The sequence below is a fragment of the Shimazuella sp. NTD250 genome, from assembly GCF_059510375.1.
In genome coordinates, this window is the sequence record NZ_JCAJZS010000005.1 from 98,782 (window position 1) to 122,007 (window position 23,226).

The following is a 23,226-nucleotide window of genomic DNA, read 5'->3' on the forward strand; positions in this document are numbered from 1 at the left end:
TCCTTCTATTTTCTCGTCCATCGATCTTTATCTCGAGTATTGTATTTTTGCATAACCTGTTCAAAAGAAGTCTCTAAATTAATTTCTAGTGAGTTGGCAAAACAGGAAATAATAAAAAGTAGATCTCCTAACTCTTGTTCAATCGTATTTTCATCTTCACTCGCTTTTTTTGGTTTTTCACCATATCGATGATTTACCTCTCGAGCGAGTTCTCCAACTTCTTCCGTCATTCTGGCTAACATGGACAATGGATGAAAATACCCTTCTTTGAACTGGCTTATATATAGGTCAACATCTTTTTGCATTTCATTTATTGTTTTCTGAGCCATACATTCTCCTCCTTACCCATCCATGTTAGACCACTAATTCCATCTCGGCAACCATATTGCGTGGAATTTTGGGGAATCTATAGTAAAGTAAATAGGTAACAGCATAAGGAAGGGGCGAAAACGTTGCAAAAATTTCTCATTCATCTACGTAATATATTAACCATTTTTGTTGGAGGTTTCATCTATTCTCTTGGAATCAATAGTTTTGCTCTTGCAAATAAGCTAGCAGAAGGTGGCTTTACAGGAATTGCTTTGATGCTTTACTATTTTTTTAAATGGTCTCCTGGTATAGTAGTATTCCTTTTGAACATTCCTTTGCTTATCGTTGGATACAAAGTTTTTGGCAAAAGAACATTTTGGTATACTGTCATAGGCATATCATCCGTATCGGTATGCTTGGAATTAACCAAAACTTGGCAAAAACCTACCGATGATCTCCTGCTTGCCGCTCTATTCACAGGTGTCTTAGTAGGTATAGGTGCTGGTATGATGTTCCGTGTTGGAGGTACTTCAGGTGGTGTTGATATAATTGCTCGTTTGATGGATCGATATTTTGGCTGGAACTTAGGTCGTACATTCTTGATGTTCGACTGTACGGTTATCCTCATATCTATATACTTAATTGGACTCGATAAAGCAATGTACACCTTAGTAGCCGTTTTTGTGGGCTCCAGGGTCATAGATTATGTGGTCGAAGGCGGGAAAACAGCAAAAGCTGCCTTTATTATATCCCATTCTCCTCAAACAGTAGCAGATCAAATTACAGAAAAAATGGATCGTGGTGTGACAATGTTAAAAGGAACTGGCGGTTACACCGGACATGAAAAAGAAGTACTATATGTAGTTGTATCCCTTAGGGAAATGCCGAAGCTAAAATCAATTGTACATAAAATCGATCCACAAGCGTTTATTGTTGTAAATGATGCCCGAGAAGTTCATGGTGAAGGTTTTTCCTTTGAGCGGACATCGATCTAAAAAGATAGGCTGAATTAGCCTATCTTTTTTAATATCAAGCAACAGTAGACTGCATTTTTTTTCGCCAAGAAACAAAAGTCAAAATCCCAATAATAATAACACTAATAATCGATAAGAAAGTAGAAACAGGTACTTTACCATCTGGATTTGTAACTGCTAATACATCTTGTTCAGAACCATAAAACAAAGGATACCAGAGCATACGGAGTTGATTTAATGCTGCCAATTGATGATCTTTATTTAAATCACGTTCTAAAAAAAGAAACAAAGAATCCACTTTCTGTACGGTAATAGGCGTTTTTGTTACAACTAATGCAGGTCGTAAAATCACATAATGATTATGCAAAATATTTCGTTCTTCTCTTATGTCTTTCCCTTGTTTAATATCCGAAATCATTTTATCAACTTGTCTTTTCAATATAGGATAATAAGATTTCCACATTGGTTGATAAGGATGACCTATTGCATCAAACGTCATTAATAATCGCTTTGCATAAAAGTTTAACTCACTTGGATTTGGTGTTATTCGATTTAATCTTCCTTCTAAATCGATGATAGAAGTTGATAAAGCTTGAATAGCTTGGACACTCAACTCTTTTTCTGCAAAATTCGAATGAGAAAAATGTTTTGCTAACTCCTCTAATTTTTGCCTTGCTTCTACATATCGACCAGCATCTACTTCTTTGGCAATTTGTGTAGCAGAGGACACCCACAACTGCATGTCGGATTCACTCCACATTTGCTTAGCCTGTACGAAATTTGGATAAAGAAACAAACTCATCATTACCATACAAAAAAAACGTACCAATAAGATCACCTTTTTCGGCCTTATTGATACAAATTTATGCTTCTATGTCTCGAAATTAGAAGTCATATTTGCTTTTCTTTTTTCTATAAAAATCGAAAACAGAAAAATAGTGGTGAAACTCAGTAATAATGTAAACCATCCGACTAAATGATCATAGACCTCTAATTCAGGAGTAAGCCAAGGATGTATATCTAAGCCATAGTCTAAAGCATCATTTAATAATGTCCAAATAGATGCAATCACTAACTGACGATACCCAAAACGAAAAATGGGAGCATAGAGTAATGCTTGTACAGCCATACCAAGGTGAGAAAACATCAACATATAATGTTCCCAAGTGAGAGAGGAAATAAAACCGTTTGAGTCTAAAGCTGCTCCCCATAAAATCATTACTACTGCCCAGATACCGTATTTGAATAACGTTATTGCTGCAAATGCCTCAAGTAGTTTGCTTTTCTTATTTAAAATATATAAGAATATAACCACAGTAAAAAATAAGCTAGCTGTAGGACTATCTGGAACAAAAATAAGTAGTTTCCAATCTGTCTGCTGCATTTGGTTTCCATACCAATAATATCCATAGATTGTACCTAAAAAATTAATAACAAAAAGCGTCCATAAAAACCAACGCTGCTGCCTCCAACTGAGAAATACCTGTAATGCATACATTTTATTCTCTCTCCTATTAGAAAGAAACCCCGGAAAATCCGGGGTTTTTGTCAAACATATTTTGTTACTTCTGTTTTTGTTTCATCAACCAATTTACTAATATCTGCTGTTGTTCAGGTGAGCCTTGGAACATTCCAGCTGGCATTACGCCACCTTTACCATCGTTGATATACTCGTTAATCTGTTCCGCAGTTCTACGATTACCTACTCCTAATAGAGGAGGTCCGTTTTTACCTTGGAGTTGGTCACCATGGCAGCGGATACATGCATTTTCTTGGTAAAGTTTATGTCCTTCCGAATCTGCATCTACAACCTGCTTATTTTTAGTAGGACTACCTACAGCAGATTCTAATTGTGTTTCATGCTCTGCTTCTGCTGCCCAAGTGAGAGCGCAAACAGAAACGATGCAAACAATCATCAAACCAATGGTGACTGGTCGTTTCGATGGACGACGCTCTTTACTTCGATCTAACCAAGGTGCGAGAATGAGCGATGTAAACAAAATTCCTGGTAGTACGAGTGTGCCAATTACTACAAATGGACCTGACGCCCATTTATATTTTAATAACTGATACATAAACAAGAAATACCAGTCTGGTACTGGTAAAAATCCAGTATTAGTTGGATCGGCAATATCACCAAGTGGCGGATCTTCAGCCATTACTAATGTCATAAAACCTACTAAAAATACAGCTGCTACCATCCACTCTTTCAGAAGAAAGTCGGGGAAAAATGCCTCCGATTTATGAGGAAACTCCGTATAGTCCGGGGGATACATCTTCTTCCGGTTAGCACGTACGCGAGAGTCTCCGACATAGTGGACTTGTTCTTTATGGTTTCCATCTTGATTATGTGCCAAGTGGATTCCCTCCTCCCGCGAAGTTTATAGTGGTCCGGAAATTCCTTGACGACGAATAAGTATAAAGTGTGCTCCAAGTAGCGCAAGAAGTGCTGCAGGGAAGAAAAATACATGTAGAGCGAAGAAACGAGCAATTGTCTGAGCACCTACAATGTCTCCACCTTGCAAAAATGTAGCAATGTAGGGTCCAAGATATGGAACTGATGCAGCAATCTGCACCCCTACTTTAGTTGCAAAATATGCTTTGTTATCCCATGGTAAAAGATAACCTGTAAAACCAAGCCCTAACATCACAAAGAAAATCAACATGCCTACTACCCAGTTAAATTCACGTGGGTGTTTGTATGAACCTGTAAAGAAAACTCGAAGTGTATGTAGGAATAACATCACTATGGCCACACTCGCTCCCCAGTGGTGCATACCTCTAACAATTGCGCCCATAGCTACTTCATTTTGTAAAAACTTAACACTCGCATGTGCATTAATAATATCAGGAACATAATACATTGCTAGAAACATTCCAGATAAAATCTGAATGACGACAACAAAAAAAGTCAGTCCGCCAAAACAATAAATAAACGCCGAAAAGTGATGGGCTGGGTTCACGTGTTCAGGAACCTCGTGATCTGCAACATCACGCCAGAGAGGCGTAATATCTAATCTCTCATCCACCCAGTCGTAAATGGCGCGTATCATAAGCATGTCACCTCCAATCAGAAGAACAATTATGTCTGCATTAATGGTCCAATCAAAAGTTTTCCATTAGCTTCTTTCGTTTCATAGCGGTCAAGTGGCTTCGGTGGTGGCGTTCCAGGAACGTTTGTACCATCTTTGGTATAACGACCAAAGTGACAAGGACAGAAAAAAGTATTAGGATACTGTGGATTTGCTTCCCAAGACACCGTACATCCAAGGTGCTTACAAATAGGAGAAAGAGCAATAATTTTACCTTTATCCCGTAAAACCCATGCTGTCAATACCTCGTCAAAAGAATACCAGCCATCTTTTTTGTGTACTTTAAACTGAACTGATTTTGGTTTATCTGTTACTTCTGATAGTGGTAAATTCACATCTATAAAATTACCACCTTGTCCCTTTTTTAGAGCAGGGTCAACAGCAAAACGCACCATAGGAAACAGCATTCCCGCACCTAGGAAACCCGCCGTACTGCCTAATGTATACGTTAAAAACTGCCGACGGGAAATTTTCTTGCTCACAACATATCTGACCTCCCTCTATAACAACATCACCGTCCAACGGACTGGAACCTTACTTTATTAGGACACGTAAATACTTTACTAGGACATATCCATGATAGCGAAACGATAAAACAAAATCAAGGAATCCGACAGGATGTTTTCAAAAATGAAAAATGATATTTTTTCTTTCTTTAAACAGATTGCCAGATATGTAAAATTTCTTCATACAATCGTCCCAGTTCCACTTCTTTGTCGACATCTTTTTGAACTGATAGCAGATGAAAAGATGTATCCAATTTATTTTTGCCCCAAGTTTCTTCTAGTATTACCAAGAACCTATAATGAAATCCACTATGTACCAATTCTTTATCAAAACTTGTAATAACAGATTGCAATAGCTTTTCATCTTGACCTATCAAACTATAAGCTGGTAATAACAGCATTCTTCCTATTAATTTTTTTTCTAATTCCTCTGTTATATACTCGATCAAATTCGCTTCTTCCAAATGTAACTTTTTTTGTATCATTTGATACTGATATACAGGCAGACAAACCGTATCCAAAAAAGGAGCGATAGATGTCCAGTTTGCCTCATTTTGTTCTAGTAGTCTCATGCAGTATCCTCCGAAAAAACAAGCAAAGCTCAGCTATGCTGAGCTACTTGTCGTTTGCTTACTTGCTCTCATCAAGCAGTTTATTTAATTCTGTGCTTAATTCTAGAAACGCATTTTTATCTTGATTTTTTAGTGATTCATCTATTCTAGCGTACAATTGGTTTTTTTGGAACCGGCGTACCGCTTGGTCGAGAAGCATCTCCGCAAACAGACTAAGCAATTGGTCTTGCACCAAGTCTTGTCTTTCCATGGGATTACCCTCCAATACGGCGGCAAATTTAGGACATGTCGTCCTATCCTGAAAATACAACCCAATGTATATCTCTTCATCCGGGAAAAGCTGTAGATCATAAAATACAGATTCTACATCTGTACCAACACGCTTTTTTCGAGAAAACTGAAAAGGTGGCATGTCTGAACATCTCGTTGAAATAACGATTGATTTTGGCAGTTGAGAAACATGTTCTACAAAATGAACTCTCTCAAGTAATTCATCCTTAGACGATAAATAACTTAGCAACCATGCAACTTCCCTTTTTCGGAGTTCATGATGCCCTAAAAACCAATGAATAAACTCCTTTTTCTCTGAAACGCTTATGATGCTCAATACCCACCCTCCCAAATGATAGTCACCAGTAGTTATTTATTCGACAATTAACGATTCAATCCCTACCTTGAATAAAAGCTACATCGATGACTTTTTCTTGGAAAGCGGATACATCTGAAAAGATCTTTATACCTGTAGGAGTGAGTGTTAAAAACCGTTCGCCTGTACTTTCCTCTCCGATTTTCAGTACGCCTAAATGAGCGAGCATCTTGAGAAGTCGAGTAAACAGCGATTCTTCTGTTTCATAATAAAAGGGGCGAATCCAAGGGTGAACTACCTTCTTGATTGTCTCTACAGGAAACCAACCTAAGTGTGCAAGTGACCCTATCCATTTCAATATAATTGGCAAGTTAGGAATGGGACGTTTATACAATCGAATCCAAAACCGGTAAAGGGATAAAATCAAATCTGCCTCATCGGTATTGGATATATTCCCGAAATTTTGTTCTGCTAAACACAAATATCCGCTGGGAGCCTCAACTAAATATTTTTCATAAAAAGCGAAATCATACAACAGAGAAAAACGATCTGGATATAGGTGATAACTTCTTCCGAATCCGAATCGAGGACCCCTGCCATTTAAAATCTCTTCTGATACAGAAAAAGTATCCATCATCTGCCGCAATTGATTCCTGTAAATCCCTCCCCCATCTGTTGTACGAACAATGTGCTTTCCTAGAAATTCTAAAAACATTTTTAAGTCATGTATCATTTGTTGTTCTTCATCTCGATAGTACAATGGAGGTCGAATCATTACTTCTTCATAAAAGGGACTGAGGAAACAATCAATCATTTGCTTTCTTGTATCGCTAGGAACATAATAAAGATATTGTGTATGATGGGAGTAACCTTGAAATAACCAACCTCTTTTGACTGCCTGTACCACAAGTGAACGTGGTTCTCCTTCTCCCTGACAAAGCGCAGCCCTTCCTTTGGCGAGCAATTCTTCCATCGTAAAGGAGGGGGAGGTGTCAAATACAAGTAACTGCAAAAAACGATACTCTATGTCCGATAGTATACTTAATTGTTCTTGATAGCTTCCTTTTCTTCCTAACTTAGGTAATAAAGAGCGAATCAGATCATACTTAGAATGTGTAATTAACTCTTCACCATGATAAGTTCTGCTAATTTGCCTAAGTTGTTCCATACTGGTATACGTTAACCATTCTGCGATACGCATATTGATACTCCCTTCCGACCAAAGCTTCACAGCACCAGTTTGGCCGAAAAAGCGGAAAACTAGACAAAAAAAGAACCGCTTCTTCCGAAAACGGTTACATTTATATGTATTATGGAAAGGAATAGAGAGAAACCATACTGTAGGGAAAATTATAATGGGTATATTGGGAAAAATCAAGATATTATTTTTAAAATTGGCGATCTCTGCCCTAAATAGGGCGAAGATCAGTAAGGTCATAATTAGTATGTGATATGAACACAGCCTAATGTAATTGAACACCCTATTATCTTTTGGTAAAGCAATCAAAGAGTAATTTAGCAGCAATACTAACCGTTATATCTTGATGATCATATAACGGATTTACTTCAGCGATATCCATCGCATGTATATGTTTGTACAGACCATCTAATATTTCGAAGCACTGCACTGGTGTTAGACCTCCAGGTTCATTTGCTCCTGAACCTGGAGCGAATGCAGGGTCTAATACATCAATGTCAAAGGTTAGATAAATGGCGTCTACACCTCTACAAGCATATAAAGCCTTAGCTATAACCTCCTGAGATGACATATGATGAACTTCTCTTGCCGTTATTTGTACAATTCCTTGATCTGCTAAATATTTAGCATACCAAGGGTAATTGTAACTTCTAACTCCAATTTGAACGATATTTTCAGGAGATATATTTGGCAGTTCAAGTGCCCGACGCATTTGGCTGCTTTGCGAGTATTTTCCTTGGATTGGAGAATCATCTACCAAATCAAGATGAGCATCAAACTGAATAATACCTACATTACCATTCGAATAATCATGCAAAGCTTTTATTCCAGGATAAGAAATAGAATGGTCTCCACCTAATATAAAAGGAAAAGCACCATCTCTTAATATTTGTTCCACTTTTTTTTCTGCATTTGCAAAGGTCGATTCGGTACTATATGCAACAATGTCAATATCCCCATAATCAATCATCTGCAAGTCTTTTAAATCAATTAATTTTCTGCTTTCCACATCATAAATTTGGTTATCGGTTATTCGATTATGTAGCCACTTTGCCGATTCTCGAATTGCTTTTGGTGCGTATCGGGCTCCTGGTCTCCCTAAAGAAGCACCTCCATCCCATGGAAAACCTAAAATCCCAAAGTTTTTCTGCAACATATTCTTGACCCTCCTATTATAGATACTTATGGATATTGAGCCTCTTTTCTAAGATAGTAATAAGTACAAAGGCAAGCACTACCATAACACTTGCAAGTGCAGTTACAACTGGATTAATATCTACAGATACAAATTGATATATTCGCAGAGGAAGAGTGATGGTGTCAGCTTGTGATAAAAATACCGTTACTGTATACTCATCTAACGAAACTAAAAAAGATAAGATTGCTCCTGAGAAAAGGGCAGGTGTTAACTGCGGCAGAACAACTGTTAAAAAAGTATACCAAGGTGTAGCACCATGTACGATTGCTGCTTCTTCTTGAATCGGATCAAATTGGCGCATTGAAGCGATTAAAATTCGTATCATATAAGGAGAAATAACAACAGAGTGTGCTAATATGATGGCCAAAGGAGTTCCCGCTATCCCTAATGGGACGAATATCAGTAAAAATCCAATACCTGTTGTAACCAATGGCACAATCAAAGGGCCTAGAAATAAAGTTTCGAATATATGCTTCCCTGGTAGTCTTCCTCGTACAATTCCAACTGCCGCACATAAGCCGATTAGGCTAGCAATTAAAGTGGCTACTATACCGATTAAGACACTCAGTCCAATAGAAGAAAGTATACGATCATCTTGGAAAAGCTGTGTGTAGTTATCCAAACGAAAATTATCTGGAGGAAATAAAAACATATTGGTCGGATTAAAAGAAACGAAGAGAATCATCAATAGAGGAGCTAAAATAAAAATAAGGATAAGACTTATATAAATAAAAGTAAAAGCCTTATTCATCTTAGTTAACATGTTGTCCCCTCCTCTCCAATGCACTCATCCCCATTAAAACGATCACAATGATGATCAGCAGTACAAAAGAAATAGCCGATCCTAATCCCATGTTTCCAACTGTTATTGTCGAATTGTAAGCAATATTGGACATAAGACTGTCTTTCGGCCCTCCCAGTACTGTTGGCACAAGAAAAGTGCTTGCTGCTAGTGAAAAAGATAAAGATGCACCAGCGTATACTCCTGGTAAAGAAAGTGGAAAGATCACTTTCCAAAAGGTGCGAAAAGCTGATGCGCCTAACATAATAGAAGCCTCAGAAAGTGTTGGATCTATTTTTTTTAGTGCTGTATATATATTCAGCACCACAAAAGGTAAGACAAAATGTACAATCCCAATTATTACAGCAGTTGGAGTAAACATTAGTTTCAGGTCAAATATATCTCCAAAGAAAAAATGAAATAGTTTTACTACAGGACCTTGTTCCCCAAGAACAATCATCCAACCAAATAATCGAACAGTTAAACTCATAAACATCGATGCAATAACGATCATCAGCCAAAATCCTTGTTGATTTGCAGGTCGTTTGGATATAAAGTTTGCTAAAGCATATCCAACTATAAGTGTAATGACAGTACTAATCATGGAGATCCAGAGTGTCTTTATTAACACTTGTGTATAAAGTGATGTAGCAAAAATCTCCTTGTAATTCGCTAAAGAAAATTGTCCATTTATCCATACACTTGTCATTACCACTTTTAGAACAGGATAAATAAACATTAGACACATATACAAAACAGCAATCCAACCTAGGATGGAATAGAATCTTAGCATTCGATTCATGATAAACTGTCTCCTTTATAGAAACAGATTGAATCTCTTAAAAATTGTACGTGTACGCGGTCTCCTTCTAAAGGCAGTGGAGTTAACATTTGTGTCAGTTTCACAGTCAATTCTTGTTGGATAGAGCCTAATATAAACAATCTAAGTTCCGTTTCATCACCTAAGTAACGACAATCGCGAATTTCTGCTTCCGTCCACAACTGATCAGTTGATGATTCACCTTGGAACTCTAAAATTCGAATAGAATTCAAACGCAATAACAAAAATCCTTGATCATTAGGCTTAACATTTCCCCCTAAATGTCCAATAGGAATCTTTACATCTCCAATTTGAGCAGTTTCCTCATTAACCAAAATCGCGTGATCCAGTCGGTTTGTGTATCCAAAAAAATCAGCAACAAATGCAGTAGCTGGATTTTTTAATATCTCTTCTGGAGAGGAGAATTGTTCGATCTTCCCTTTATTAAGTACTGCGATTTTATCTGACAAATATAGTGCTTCATTTTGATCATGGGTCACATAAATAGCCGTAAAGCCTAGTTCACGATGTAGATTGCGAATTTCCTTTAACATTTGTTCCTTTAAGCGAACATCTAGGTTTGAAAGAGGTTCATCAAACAATAACACTACTGGCTCTACCGATAGAGCACGCGCAAGACTCACTCTTTGTTGCTGACCTCCAGATAACTCTCGAGGTTTTCGTAAAGACAGATGTTGCAAATCAACGAGTTCCAAATATTTCAGTACTTTCTCTTTGATTTGCTTCTTTGGTAATTTCCGCGCTTTTAACCCATAAGCAACATTCTCTTCAACTGTCATATGCGGGAAGAGTGCATACTGTTGAAATACCATTCCCATATTTCGCTTATTAGGGGGAGTGAAACTAATGTCTTTCCCCCGAAGTATTACCTTACCTTTATCTGGAGTAATTAATCCCGCTACCATCCTCAAAAGAGTTGTCTTTCCTGATCCACTGGGACCTAATAAGGACAGAAATTCCCCTTCTTTTAACTCCAGATTGATATGATCAATAACCGTATTTTGTTGATATATTTTTGTAATGGAATCTAATGAAATAGAAGTACTTAACGAGATGTAACTTCCTGCCATTTTAGCAACCATTCCTCTCGTTTTGTAAAAATTTTGTTCCAATCAGGAGTAGTTAAAGCACTAATTTTATCTTTCCCATAAACAACATCTTTGGCCAAAGAATTGTCTAATTTAACAGTAGAATTCGTCGGACCATAGTAAAGCTCTTTTGCAAATCCCTGCTGAGCTTCTGGACTCATTGCAAAGTCAATCAGTTTTTTAGCCAATTCTTGCTTCGAACTACTTTTTAATACACTCATCCCACTTCGAATCAGGATGCCGCCTTCTTTTGGAAGAACAAAATCAATAGGAGTACCTGCTTTTTTCAAAGCTAATGCCCGACCATCAAACCATGAAGCCATCACTACTTGATTGGACTTAAATAAGGCTTCCGGAGCAGAAAAAGAGTTGTAATATTGGGCAATTGATGGGGTAATAGTACGATATGCACTCCATACAGGTTCCATATTCTCCATCGTTGCATTTGTTGCTTTTTGTGTCATTAGGATATCAGGAATCCATTGGCTCATCATGGCCACTTTGCCTTTCACATCTGATCTCCATAAATCATTCCACGAGGTAGGCTTTTTTGTTTTTTCTGGGTTGTAGGCAATCCCCCATGCTCCAAATACGTTCGTCAATCCAAATACCTTGTTTTCTTTACTATTTAAAAATGCTTGTGGATAAAGCTTGTCCCAATACGTAAAATCTTTTTTCTCTAAAGGAGATAGGAGACCTTTATTCGCAGCATCAATGATATCGAAATCATCTAGCTGTACAACATCAATGGAAGAACCTCCTCCCTGCGAAAGCTTAGCAATTCCTGTATAAGGAGCCAATTTCACCTTTACGCCGGGATTTTTCTCTTCAAATGGTTTTACCACATATTTGGTAAAAACTTCATCATACTTACCCCCGAAAGAAGTGACAACAATTTCTTGTGTATCAGAAGACCCGCAGGCTGTAAGCGTCAACATAATAGCCACCATAATTCCAAAAACCAAAGACCAGTGCTTCAGTTTCATTTTTTCTCGAATACGATGCATGCTTTTATCTCCTTTTTTATAAACAGTTTGTACAATTATTTTCTCTGAAGCCACTTTCTGATATGCGGAAAACCATTCTGATAGGTGGATAAAAAAACACTTCCTCTCTCCAGTGATCAAGAACCTAGTTAAAGTAACTAGATTCTTTTGAAATTATTGCTGTCTTATTTTTCTAACAAAAAATTTATATTCATTTCGTTAATAATATTATACAAAAAAGAGGTAGTCAATTCAAAAACCCTCGTAAATTTATCATCTTCTTTGTAGATTTATTATTTTTTTATAATTTATTAAATATTTTCACGATAAATACTTATATTGATTTTGAATATGAGTATGTGTTACAAAGAATAGGAGCAATACAATTTTATTCAAAGGGGTAACATAATGGTTCAATCCATTGATCGAGCGATGAAAATCATTCAACTCCTGATTTCTAATCCACATAAGCCTTCTTGGCAAATTTCTGAAATAGCTGACCATGCTGAACTTCCACTAAGCACTACTCATCGCCTGGTCAGCAGTTTGATTCGTTATGAATTAGTCACTCAACTTCCTGAAACAAAACAATATAAAATCGGGAACAAATGGATGGAAATAGGTCTAGGAATGTTGGAAAATCTAGATTTTCGTGTAGTTGCTCGGCCTTATATGGAGCAATTAGCACTCGAAGTAGAGGAAAGTATCTACTTGAATATCCCCAATCAAACCGACTCTATTATTATTGAACGAGTAGATAGTCCTCTAAAGGTAAGAATCATTGATAACTTAGGAGAACGCATCCCACTAAACGTCGGTGCAGCAAACAAAACCATTTTAGCCAACATGCCAAAAGATAGAGTAGTTGGAATTTTGAATCAATTGATCAAAGACTCTCTTACTCGTACAACATTTATTGATCAGCTGAACAAGATCCATGAATCAGGATATGCACTGAGCTATGGGGAAAAAACAGAAGGAACCGCATCTGTTGCAGCGCCGATCATCGGATATCATAATCAAATTATTGGTGCACTAAGTATTGGAATTTTGAGTTATACCATCACAGAAGAAAGACTATCTTACCTTATTTCACAAGTTCAAAAAACAGCAAGCGAGATATCTGTGCGGCTAGGGAAACAAAAATAATTTTTTTAGTCATATAACGGAAATTGTTTCCGATATTCGGAAAAGGAGAGAGAAAATGAGTAGATGGCAGACCAAAGAGCAGTTAATCGATCTTCTATGTGATTTAGTTGCAATTCCCAGTGTGACTGGAACCGAAGCAGAGATCGTATTTCCGAAATATGTACACCAACAATTGAACTCCTTATCTTATTTCCAGCAACATCCCGATCATCTACAGTTATATCCAACAGGTGATGGGCGGGAGTTTCTTGTCGCAATGGTTAAACCAAAACCAAATATCCAAAAAACCGTTATTCTCGTCAGTCATTTTGATGTAGTAGACGTTGATGATTATGGCCTTTGGAAAGAAAGCGCTTTCGACGCGAAACATCTCACCCAAATGTTTTATGAAGAGAAAGAGTCATTACCGGAAGATATTCAAAACGAAATGAATGCTAGTGAATTGCTTTTTGGTCGAGGCACAATGGATATGAAGTGTGGATTAGCCATTCATATGTCAATGATGGAACAAGCTATCGAAGGTGAATTCGATGGAAATCTTATTTTGTTAACAGTTCCAGATGAAGAAGTAAACTCAGTTGGCATGAGAGCTGCCGTCCCCTCTCTTTTGGAACTAGCTCAAACCTATCAATTAGATTATAAAGCAGTATTGAATTCTGAATCGATGTTCACCCGTTTCCCAGGAGACCAAAATAAATATATTTATACAGGAACAATAGGGAAAGTACTCCCAGGATTTTTGTGTTATGGAGATGAAACACACGTGGGAGAACCATTTTTAGGATTGAATGCCAATTTCATGGCATCTCAGCTCACCTGTGAATTAGAATTAAATACCGACTTCTGTGAAGTAGTAGAAGGAGAAGCATCTCCACCTCCAACTAATCTCATTCAGAAAGGGCTAAAAAAAGACTATTCCGTTAAAATCCCTCACCGGGCTGTTACTTTATTTAATCTTTTTGTCTTAGAGAAAAAAATGGATGAAATTGTCCATTCTTTATTAGAGAGCGCACAAAAAGTGGCAACAGACATTAAAAGAAACTATGAAAGACAAGCAAAAAGTTATGTGCAATATGAACCATATACGCCACAATCGGTTGAAATACGAACTCTTACTTATCAAGATTTGCTGCAATATGCGATCAACAATCATGGACTAGAGCAAGTCCAACAAATCGAAAAACGCGTAATGAACCAAAAAGTCCAAGAAAACGATGAGAGGGATTTAACAATTGAATTAGTAGACCAATTAGCTATTTTGTGCAAAGAACTAGCACCAATGATCGTACTTTTCTTTGCACCTCCCTATTACCCTGCCATTTGCTCACGTGATAATAGCTTAATAAAACAAGTTACATCTGAGATGATAACCTACGCAAGAGAAAAACATGATATCTCCTTGCAGAAAATTAATTATTTTGGTGGTATCTCGGACTTAAGTTATGTTGGTTTACAATATCCAATTACTTCTATACAACCCTTTGTTATCAATATGCCATTATGGGAAAAGGGATATTCCGTCCCACTTAAAGAATTAGAACAATTCAACGTTCCTGTCATTAATTTAGGTTCAGTCGGAAAAGATGCTCACCAACGAACAGAACGTCTTGATGTAACCTATACAGTAGAAATATTAACGGACCTACTTCCTACTTGTATTCGCAAGCTGTTAGCAGCCACGTAAATAAAACCCCCGAATTATAGGGGGTTTTTCTTGTATCATTATAGTTGTTTCAATAACTCATAAAAACCTGGGAAAGATACTTGAATCGCCTCAGCACCATCCACTACTACTGGTTCCTCGGCTGCAAGCCCAGAAATTGCCATTGCCATTCCAATACGATGATCTCCATGACTACTGCAAATAGCTCCATGAAGTGGAGTTTTTCCTTCAATGATCAAACCATCCTCGGTCTCCTCCACTTGAGCCCCTAGTTTCCGCAATTCATTTGCAGTAGTAGAAATTCGGTTAGTCTCTTTCACCTTTAATTCTGCTGCGTCTCGAATAATTGTTTTTCCTTTTGCTTGAGTTGCTACTACTGCAATAATTGGTATTTCATCAATTAACCGAGGAATAAGATCCCCGCCAATTTCAATACCTTTTAATTCCTCACAAGTTATGGTGATGGAACCGATTGGTTCACCAGAGGATTCTTGTTGTTCCTCCACTGTTACCTTTGCACCCATTGCTTTAAACACATCGATAATACCAGTACGTGTCGGATTTAATCCAACTTTCTCAATCGTTATCGTGCTTCCTGGTACCATTAAAGCAGCTGCAAGGAAAAAGGCAGCTGAAGATATATCTCCTGGTACGATAACCCTTGTAGCTGTAAGCCCTTGCCCACCTTCGATACTTGCACCATTATCGAAGCGATCTACTTTCACCCCAAAAGCACCTAACATTCTCTCGGTATGATCGCGGGAAGTCGCAGGTTCCAACACTGTTGTTTTTCCAGATGCTGATAAACCAGCTAACATAATTGCTGATTTTACTTGAGCACTAGAAACAGGGCTTTCATATGTAATTCCTTGGAGTGATGTACCTTCAATCGTCAGAGGCGTAAACTTTCCATTATCTTTTCCACTAATTTTTGCCCCCATCATACGCAATGGTTTGGCAACTCGATCCATTGGTCGTTTTCCAATCGAGGCATCCCCTTCAAGTGTGCTCGTAAAAGAGGTACCAGCTAATATCCCCATCATGAGACGGATCGTTGTACCAGAGTTACCAACATCGAGTGTAGATATTGGTGCTTGTAAACCATCGATTGATTTTCCTATGACTCTTACACTAGTAGCAGAAATTTTCTCTACCTGTACTCCTAGCTTTTTAAAACAAGCAATGGTTGAGAGGCAGTCTGCTCCAGGAAGAAAACCTTCGACTGTAGTAATACCTTTTGCTAATGAACCGAACATGATAGCCCGATGTGAAATAGACTTATCACCAGGAACGGTAATCACCTTTCGAAACGGTTTGATTCGATTACTTGTTAAGGTTGACATGCTGAGCCTCCTTTTCATTTTCCGTATACGTGGCATACCCTGCTTCATCTAAAACCGGAAGTGCTCGTTCATAGTCAGCCAAACGGCGAAAAGTCAACCGAAGAATACCGTGCACTTCTTCTCTATTTTCCATGATACTAATATTACTCAAATTTATTTGATGTGCTCCGAGTAATGTAGCTATTTTTCCAATCAATCCTGGTTCATCGGGAATATTAATATAACATTCATAGATCGGAGCAAGTAAACCACGTTTCTTTTCCGGAAGCCTTTGACGGAGGTCACGAGAGCGAGCAAAAATTTTTTCAATCCACTTTGCATCCTCTTTTTCGATCGCATGTTGAAAATCAGTCATTTGTTTAATCCAATCCTTTAACAGCATAGACATCTCTTTTCGATTGCTTAGAAGAATATCTCTCCACATGATGGGATGACTCGCGGCAATCCGTGTTAAATCGCGAAATCCACCTGCTGCTAAGCGATGAAACCAACCATTTTCATCATTATAATTTCCTACTTGAGCAACAAGTCCAGTTGCGATGACATGAGGCAAATGGCTGATAGCTCCAACGACTTTATCATGATATTCAGCGTCCATTATCACTAATTGCGCATGAGTTGCACGCTCGAGCAGATGACTCAATCGCTCTACATCTGTAAGTGATGTATCTGGTTCTGGAGTCAACACATAATAAGCATTTTCAAACAAAAGAGAATGTGCGGCTTGTACTCCGGATCGGTGCGACCCCGCCATTGGATGTCCACCGATAAAGGTGCAACCCTGTTCCTTAAGAATTTTGCCATATGTTGTGATCTCTGCTTTTGTACTGCCTACATCGCTAATAATTACCCCAGGTTTTAATTTCAAGTTTGCAAGCTGATTGATATAAATTCCGATCTGACCTACAGGCACAGCAATGAAAATATAATCTGCATTTATAACTGCATGAGAAAGTGTGGTAACTCCTTCATCGATAACTCCCAAGTTTAAAGCTTGTTGTACAATATCAATATGTGAATCAAAACCGATTACATGATGATTGGTTCTTTCTTTAAAAGACAAGGCGAGAGATCCTCCAATTAATCCGACGCCTAAGACAGCTACTTGCTTTCTCATTGTGACACCCTACTCTTTTTTTCCTGTAAAAAATTACTTAATCCAGAGAGAAATGCTTCATTTTCTTCCTTTTTTCCTATTGTAACTCGTAAATAAGTCGGAAAACCTAGTGCCCTTCCTGAACGAACAATAACTCCTTGCTTCAGCAAGTAAGAAAAGGCTTCATCTCCATCGAATCCAGTATCAATCAACAGAAAGTTGGCTTGAGATGGATAGTACGCAATCCCCCACTCGTCCAAACGTTCCATTATTTGCTTCATACCCATTCGATTTTGATTTCGACAATAAAGTACAAAAGTTTCATCCGAAACAGCAGCTAATGTAGCCGCTTGTGCTAGACGATTTAAATTAAATGGTTCACGAACTCGAGATAATTGCTGCACTATTTCTGGATGAGCAATTCCATATCCAGCACGAAAAGAAGCTAATCCATAAATCTTAGAAAAAGTACGTAGAACAATAATTCTTGGATTGTAATCTATCAGAGAAAGAGCATCTGGAAATGTATCGTCTGTTACATACTCTACATAAGCCTCATCCAAAACCACAAGGACATGTTCCGGTAACTGATCAAGGAAGTTGCTCAATGTCTCATGATCAACAAATGTTCCAGAAGGATTATTAGGATTGCAAACCCAAACCAATTTTGTATTTTCATTAACTGCTTCTAACATTGCATCTAAATCATGTTTCCCTTCTCGCAATGGAACCTCTACAGGAACTGCTCCTTCGATTTTCGTCGCCGTTTCATATCGGGGAAAAGTAGGAGTAGCCATCACAGATTCTGTACCTGGTTCTAAGTATGCACGTGCTATCATTTGGATGACTTCATCCGAGCCATTTCCAAATATTAATCTGCGCTCATCAACTTCTAATGACTCTGCTAATTTTTGACGTAATAAAGGAGCATCGTCCTCTGGGTATAAATGAAATTGATCTTTTATTTGAGTGAGAGATTCCCATACTTTAGGTGAACAACCAAATGGATTCTCATTCGATGCTAATTTGATAACTTGTCCTAATCCAAGCTCCCGTTTCACTGCTTCCAACGATTTACCTGGTTGATAAATTGGTAAGCCTTGGATAGATTTTTTGGCTGATATCATAATAATCCCCCAACATTTTTACTTTCTATCTTACAACAATTATCGGCTGAAAGCCCACAATTTAGACGATATTGCTCGAAAAACCCCAAAAAAAAAGGGTGGCAAATGGATACGCCTTCCACCGAATAAAACCTTTAGAGGTAGGAAAGAACTAGAACGCTGGTAAAAGGCGTTCGCCCATGTTCGTACACTTCTAACTGCATGGGACGGGGGTGATGGCACACCCCTTAACTTAAGCGTTATTCAAAACGGAAACGGATTTCGGACGCTAACGACTCAAGAATCCCACTGGCTTTAGCCTTGTGGAGTTTCAATAGCTCAATAGCCCCTTGATAAATATGCGGATCTGATCAAGTGATTTTTGTTTCTCTTCTTCCTTGCAAAGCCCTTGCTCCAACTCCATCACTTGTTTTACTAGTGCACTGCCAACGATGACGCCATCTGCTTTTTTCTGTAATTCTTGTACTTGAGATGCCTTGGAAACACCAAATCCAACCGCTGTTGGTACAGGGCTGTTCGATCGAACTTGCTGTAGAAATGAATCTAGATTTGAAGCAAACGACTGTCTAACTCCTGTTGTACCTAATGAGGATACGCAATATACAAATCCTTTTGCTGTAGCAGCAATCTTTGCTACCCTTTCTTCAGAAGTAGGTGCTACTAATGGTACTAGATCAATATTCAGTTGTTCCAATTGATTACGAAGTTCACCACTTTCTTCATAAGGCAAATCCGGGACAATAAATCCTGCAAAACCTGCTTTAGCTGCATCGCGAGCTACTTGATCCAATCCATAAGAAAGCAACGGGTTGTAATAAGAAAATAAGACTAGCGGAATATGATTTCCTTGCTCACGTACAGTTTGGGCAATCGAAAAAACATCTGTTAAAGTGACACCATTAGCCAAAGCTTTTTCGGCAGCTTGTTGGATGACAGGCCCATCTGCTACAGGGTCAGAAAATGGAACACCTAACTCAATAGCTGTAACACCTTCTTCGGAGAGAAGATGAATAAGATCAATAGTCGCTTGCTTTGATGGATATCCTGCGACTAAATAAGGAATTAAATTCGTTTTATTAGACTGAAAAGACTTTGCTAATGTAGTCACTCGGATACCCCCTGAAAATATTCTCGGATTGTGTCCATATCTTTATCTCCACGACCAGAAAGGCATACCAGTATTTTCTCTGCTGCGCTACCGTTTGAAGCTAAACGGATGGCTTCTGAAAGGGCATGTGCTGATTCAATAGCTGGAATAATTCCTTCTAATTCACATAGTTGCTTCACTGCTACCATCGCTTCTTCGTCCGTAACTGCGGTATACCGCACTCGTCCAATTTCTTTTAGATGAGCATGTTCGGGTCCCACACCTGGGTAATCCAGACCTGCTGAAATCGAGTGCGCAGGAATAATCTGACCATGCTCATCATGAAGAATATAACTATAAGATCCATGCAATACCCCAGGTCTTCCTAAACTAAGACTCGCAGCGTGTTCTTTCGTATCCAACCCTTTTCCTGCTGCTTCTACCCCATGAATTTTTACAGCTTGATCATCGATAAATGCAGTAAACATCCCTATTGCATTGCTTCCACCGCCGACACAAGCGACTACATCTGTTGGCAGACTACCTGTTCGTTCTAACATTTGCGCACGTGCTTCATCCCCGATGACACGTTGAAAATATTTAACCATTTGCGGATAGGGATGTGGTCCAACAGCAGATCCAATAAGATAAAAGGAGTCTTCCACAGCAGCAACCCATGCACGCATCGCTTCGTTTGTTGCATCTTTTAGTGTTCGAGAGCCAGATGTAACAGGAATAACCTCTGCTCCTAGTAATTCCATTCGAAAGACATTTGGTGCTTGTCGACGTACATCTTCTTCCCCCATATAAACTTTGCACTCCATACCAAGTAAAGCTGCAATCGTGGCAGAAGCGACACCATGCTGACCTGCGCCAGTCTCTGCAATCAATTTTCTTTTGCCCATTCGTTTTGCTAATAGAGCTTGACCAATCGTATTGTTAATTTTGTGTGCTCCAGTATGATTTAAATCTTCTCTTTTTAGATAAATCTCTGCTCCTCCAGCATACTCAGTCAATCTCTTTGCAAACGTAAGCGGTGTAGGTCTTCCTGAATAATTCACTAAAAGATCACGCATCTCTAGCTCAAAAGTGGGGTCATCTAAAATTGCTTCAAATCCTTTTTCCAGTTCCAGTACAGCATTCATCAACGTTTCTGGTACAAATCTACCACCAAAAGAACCAAATCTACCATTCGACTTTGTCATGCTTTTTCATCCTCTCTACTAAACTGATCATCTTCTGATTATCTTTTCTTCCATTACTTTCTATTCCCGAAGAGAGGTCCACTCCATCTAATTCATAATTACTGCACAGGCTATCAATATTGGACTCATTCAAGCCACCTGCGATCCACAAAGGAAGATGAAGAGATTCTGTTACCTGTTTTGCCTGAGGGATATAGCTCCAATCGATTGGCTCACCCATCCCACCAGCAGCATGGTCCAATAAAACGATATCTATTACATCTTTATAAGATGGTATCTCTCGTAACTGAGTTTCCGAAAATACTTTGATAATGGAGATCTGCCAACTTTCCTTTATTTGTTTGCAAAACGCTGGCGATTCATGTCCATGTAGTTGTACCATGGATAAACCTAGAGATACAGCATTACCTATTTCCTCCAGGCTAGGATTTTGAAAAACGCCAACCCGCCAAATAGAATCAGGAATAATAGGTAATAGGGATGCCAATTGCTCCAATGAAACTGTCCGCTTACGGTTCGGAACAAGAATAAAACCAATTGCTTGTATAGGTAAAGTAGAAGCGAACTTCACTTCTTCTATCGCTTTAAATCCACAAAATTTCATTGCGATTTGGTTAATTGTTGTTCACCTACCCTCTTTAATTCGGCGACTGCTTTCGCTGGTTCCGGATGACGCATGAGAAATTCACCCACTAACACACCATTGATGCTTGCATCTGCCATTACTTTCGCATCTTCTAAAGTGAGTATCCCACTTTCACCAATTACAGGAACAGGAGAGGTTATCATGGGCCTTAACTTGGCTGTAGTTTCTAAATCTACTGCTAAAGTGTGGAGGTTACGATTGTTTATTCCAATAACATCAGCATTTACCTGTAAAGCTACTTCCACCTCGGATTCTTCATGAACCTCAACCAAAACTTCCATCCCCAATTGGTGAGCTAAGTTGGAAAGTTGTGTACATCTTTCCTGATCCAGAAATGCAACAATAAGCAAAATTACATCAGCACCTAGAAATTTGCTTTCTAATACTTGTAGAGGATGTAAAATGAAATCTTTTCGCAAAACTGGGATAGACACTGCTTTTTTGACCTTTATGAGAGACTCAGGACTTCCATGAAAGTATTCTGTCTCCGTCAAAACCGATATGACATTTGCCCCGCCTTTTTCATAATTTAAACCTTGTTCGACCGGATTTACATTACTTGCAATAACACCTTTTGATGGGGAAGCCGGCTTTACTTCCGCTATCACAGCAAACGGTGATGATTCAACAGCAGCACGAAATGTACGACCTTTTGGCATAGAAGTAGCAGAATCCCAGTAAGAAACATTGTTGTACTTTTGTTCTAAAAGGGCAATTTCTTTTTCCTTAATAGCCTTCATCTTTTCAAGAAACATTTGCTTTCACCTCTTGGGAACTTTTCGCTACTTGTTCTAATTTTTGCAGTGCCAAACCAGTATCAATAACCTCTGAAGCTAGTTGAACTCCCTTTTGCAAGCTGTCTGTTTTTCCAGCAACATAGAGAACAGCTGCGGCATTTATTTCCACAATAGAACGTTTTGCACTTTTCTTCCCTTGTAAAATATCTCGAATAATAGCTGCATTTTCTTTTGGTGATCCACCTTCTAAATCTTCGATCGTGCAAGGGGATAATCCAAAATCTTGAGGAGAGATAGTGTAAGTATTGACCTGTCCAGCCTTTAGTTCGCTTACTTGTGTTGGTGAAGTGAGGGAGATTTCATCCAATCCATCTAGTCCAGAAACAATAAGTGCATGATTGCTACCTAGAGCCTGTAATACTTTTGCCATCTTCTCTGTGTACTTAGGTGAGAATACCCCTATCAATTGACGTTTTACACCTGCAGGGCTAGCCAATGGACCTAGTAAATTAAAACAAGTACGAAATCCTAAAGCTTTACGTGTTGGATTGACATATTTCATCGCAGGATGATACTGAGGGGCGAACAAAAAACAAACTCCTGTATCATGCAGCTGTTTGCTAGATTCATCTGGAGTTAAATCCAGGGTTATACCAAGTTCCTCTAATACATCCACACTCCCGCTTTTGCTAGATATAGCCCGATTTCCATGTTTGGCAACGGATACCCCCGCTGCTGCGGCAACAAAAGTCGTAGCAGTAGAGATATTAAATGTTTTCCCTCCATCTCCACCTGTTCCACACGTATCCACACTGTCCACTACTACATGAGGCAGAGGAGTTGCATGTGCTCTCATCCCCTCTACTAATCCAATCAATTCTTCCACTGTTTCTCCCTTAATACGCAGTGCCGTGAGTAGGGACGCAATCTGTACATCATTGAGTGAACCACTCATCATCTGTTCCATTAAATAAAAGGTGTCTTTTTGCGTCAGGTCTTTCCCCTCTAGTAATTGATTGAGTAAAGTTAAAAACATCTGTTT

Annotated in this window: 25 protein-coding genes; 3 read left to right on the plus strand and 22 right to left on the minus strand. The window is 38.6% G+C overall.

The genetic code is table 11. From position 1 onward, the window contains the following. Positions 1-5 precede the first annotated feature (5 nt). On the minus strand, positions 6-329 hold the full coding sequence (locus tag AC5WOF_RS13865; RefSeq protein WP_496050538.1) for a nucleotide pyrophosphohydrolase: 324 nt from the start codon (positions 327-329) through the stop codon (positions 6-8). A gap of 123 nt (positions 330-452) precedes the next feature. Between AC5WOF_RS13865 and AC5WOF_RS13870 the strand changes: the two genes are divergently transcribed. Next, a complete protein-coding gene (locus AC5WOF_RS13870) occupies positions 453-1,304 on the plus strand; it encodes a YitT family protein (RefSeq protein WP_496050539.1) in 852 nt (283 codons plus the stop codon). Positions 1,305-1,338: 34 nt separating this feature from the next. Here the strand turns inward: AC5WOF_RS13870 and AC5WOF_RS13875 are convergent, their stop codons facing one another. From AC5WOF_RS13875 to AC5WOF_RS13935, 13 genes are all read right to left on the minus strand, one after another. Further along, entirely contained in the window at positions 1,339-2,025 is a 687-nt protein-coding gene (locus AC5WOF_RS13875) for a sporulation protein YpjB (RefSeq protein WP_496050540.1), read from the minus strand. A gap of 129 nt (positions 2,026-2,154) precedes the next feature. Then, a complete protein-coding gene (locus AC5WOF_RS13880; RefSeq protein WP_496050541.1) occupies positions 2,155-2,781 on the minus strand; it encodes a DUF1405 domain-containing protein in 627 nt (208 codons plus the stop codon). A 64-nt stretch (positions 2,782-2,845) separates the two neighbouring features. Next, positions 2,846-3,640, minus strand: a complete 795-nt coding sequence (locus AC5WOF_RS13885; protein WP_496050542.1) for a c-type cytochrome — start codon at positions 3,638-3,640, stop codon at positions 2,846-2,848. A 24-nt stretch (positions 3,641-3,664) separates the two neighbouring features. Beyond that, a complete protein-coding gene (gene qcrB, locus AC5WOF_RS13890; protein ID WP_496050735.1) occupies positions 3,665-4,336 on the minus strand; it encodes a menaquinol-cytochrome c reductase cytochrome b subunit in 672 nt (223 codons plus the stop codon). 29 nt (positions 4,337-4,365) lie between these two features. After that, the gene (locus tag AC5WOF_RS13895) at positions 4,366-4,857 is read right to left on the minus strand and encodes a QcrA and Rieske domain-containing protein (protein WP_496050543.1); all 492 of its coding nucleotides are present in this window, start codon (positions 4,855-4,857) and stop codon (positions 4,366-4,368) included. A 173-nt stretch (positions 4,858-5,030) separates the two neighbouring features. Continuing rightward, positions 5,031-5,453, minus strand: coding sequence for a DUF2487 family protein (locus AC5WOF_RS13900; RefSeq protein WP_496050544.1), 423 nt, complete (start codon positions 5,451-5,453; stop codon positions 5,031-5,033). Positions 5,454-5,511: 58 nt separating this feature from the next. Next, entirely contained in the window at positions 5,512-6,060 is a 549-nt protein-coding gene (locus AC5WOF_RS13905; RefSeq protein WP_496050545.1) for a ReoY family proteolytic degradation factor, read from the minus strand. Positions 6,061-6,115: 55 nt separating this feature from the next. Continuing rightward, entirely contained in the window at positions 6,116-7,240 is a 1,125-nt protein-coding gene (locus AC5WOF_RS13910) for a hypothetical protein (protein WP_496050546.1), read from the minus strand. 283 nt (positions 7,241-7,523) lie between these two features. Continuing rightward, positions 7,524-8,393 carry an agmatinase family protein gene (locus tag AC5WOF_RS13915; protein ID WP_496050547.1) on the minus strand — a complete coding sequence of 290 codons (870 nt, stop codon included), beginning with the start codon at positions 8,391-8,393 and terminating at the stop codon, positions 7,524-7,526. A 16-nt stretch (positions 8,394-8,409) separates the two neighbouring features. After that, a complete protein-coding gene (locus AC5WOF_RS13920; RefSeq protein ID WP_496050548.1) occupies positions 8,410-9,198 on the minus strand; it encodes an ABC transporter permease in 789 nt (262 codons plus the stop codon). Beyond that, positions 9,188-10,018 (minus strand): ABC transporter permease, encoded by an 831-nt coding sequence (locus tag AC5WOF_RS13925; protein ID WP_496050549.1) that lies wholly within the window; start codon positions 10,016-10,018, stop codon positions 9,188-9,190. Before AC5WOF_RS13925 ends, AC5WOF_RS13920 begins: the two co-directional genes overlap by 11 nt. After that, entirely contained in the window at positions 10,015-11,127 is a 1,113-nt protein-coding gene (locus tag AC5WOF_RS13930; protein WP_496050550.1) for an ABC transporter ATP-binding protein, read from the minus strand. The genes AC5WOF_RS13925 and AC5WOF_RS13930 overlap by 4 nt, the downstream gene beginning before the upstream one ends. Continuing rightward, positions 11,103-12,152 (minus strand): ABC transporter substrate-binding protein, encoded by a 1,050-nt coding sequence (locus AC5WOF_RS13935; RefSeq protein ID WP_496050551.1) that lies wholly within the window; start codon positions 12,150-12,152, stop codon positions 11,103-11,105. The genes AC5WOF_RS13930 and AC5WOF_RS13935 overlap by 25 nt, the downstream gene beginning before the upstream one ends. Before the next feature lie 387 nt (positions 12,153-12,539). On the opposite strand from AC5WOF_RS13935, the gene AC5WOF_RS13940 reads away from it, so the two are divergent. Further along, complete coding sequence (locus tag AC5WOF_RS13940) at positions 12,540-13,280, plus strand: IclR family transcriptional regulator (RefSeq protein ID WP_496050552.1); 741 nt, start codon at positions 12,540-12,542, stop codon at positions 13,278-13,280. A gap of 55 nt (positions 13,281-13,335) precedes the next feature. Further along, on the plus strand, positions 13,336-14,964 hold the full coding sequence (locus AC5WOF_RS13945; protein WP_496050553.1) for a M20/M25/M40 family metallo-hydrolase: 1,629 nt from the start codon (positions 13,336-13,338) through the stop codon (positions 14,962-14,964). 38 nt (positions 14,965-15,002) lie between these two features. Here AC5WOF_RS13945 and aroA read toward each other — a convergent pair whose 3' ends face one another. From aroA to trpD, 8 genes are all read right to left on the minus strand, one after another. After that, positions 15,003-16,286 carry a 3-phosphoshikimate 1-carboxyvinyltransferase gene (gene aroA / locus AC5WOF_RS13950; RefSeq protein ID WP_496050554.1) on the minus strand — a complete coding sequence of 428 codons (1,284 nt, stop codon included), beginning with the start codon at positions 16,284-16,286 and terminating at the stop codon, positions 15,003-15,005. Further along, the gene (locus tag AC5WOF_RS13955; RefSeq protein WP_496050555.1) at positions 16,267-17,403 is read right to left on the minus strand and encodes a prephenate dehydrogenase; all 1,137 of its coding nucleotides are present in this window, start codon (positions 17,401-17,403) and stop codon (positions 16,267-16,269) included. Before AC5WOF_RS13955 ends, aroA begins: the two co-directional genes overlap by 20 nt. Next, positions 17,400-18,506 carry a histidinol-phosphate transaminase gene (gene hisC / locus AC5WOF_RS13960; RefSeq protein WP_496050736.1) on the minus strand — a complete coding sequence of 369 codons (1,107 nt, stop codon included), beginning with the start codon at positions 18,504-18,506 and terminating at the stop codon, positions 17,400-17,402. Before hisC ends, AC5WOF_RS13955 begins: the two co-directional genes overlap by 4 nt. Positions 18,507-18,819: 313 nt before the next feature. After that, positions 18,820-19,617 carry a tryptophan synthase subunit alpha gene (gene trpA / locus AC5WOF_RS13965; RefSeq protein WP_496050556.1) on the minus strand — a complete coding sequence of 266 codons (798 nt, stop codon included), beginning with the start codon at positions 19,615-19,617 and terminating at the stop codon, positions 18,820-18,822. Beyond that, positions 19,614-20,801 carry a tryptophan synthase subunit beta gene (gene trpB / locus AC5WOF_RS13970; RefSeq protein ID WP_496050557.1) on the minus strand — a complete coding sequence of 396 codons (1,188 nt, stop codon included), beginning with the start codon at positions 20,799-20,801 and terminating at the stop codon, positions 19,614-19,616. The genes trpA and trpB overlap by 4 nt, the downstream gene beginning before the upstream one ends. Next, positions 20,782-21,405: a phosphoribosylanthranilate isomerase gene (locus tag AC5WOF_RS13975; RefSeq protein ID WP_496050558.1), complete on the minus strand. Its 624-nt coding sequence runs from the start codon at positions 21,403-21,405 to the stop codon at positions 20,782-20,784. The genes trpB and AC5WOF_RS13975 overlap by 20 nt, the downstream gene beginning before the upstream one ends. Then, on the minus strand, positions 21,402-22,202 hold the full coding sequence (gene trpC / locus AC5WOF_RS13980; RefSeq protein WP_496050559.1) for an indole-3-glycerol phosphate synthase TrpC: 801 nt from the start codon (positions 22,200-22,202) through the stop codon (positions 21,402-21,404). Before trpC ends, AC5WOF_RS13975 begins: the two co-directional genes overlap by 4 nt. After that, positions 22,192-23,220 (minus strand): anthranilate phosphoribosyltransferase, encoded by a 1,029-nt coding sequence (gene trpD / locus AC5WOF_RS13985; RefSeq protein ID WP_496050560.1) that lies wholly within the window; start codon positions 23,218-23,220, stop codon positions 22,192-22,194. Before trpD ends, trpC begins: the two co-directional genes overlap by 11 nt. Positions 23,221-23,226: the final 6 nt, after the last annotated feature.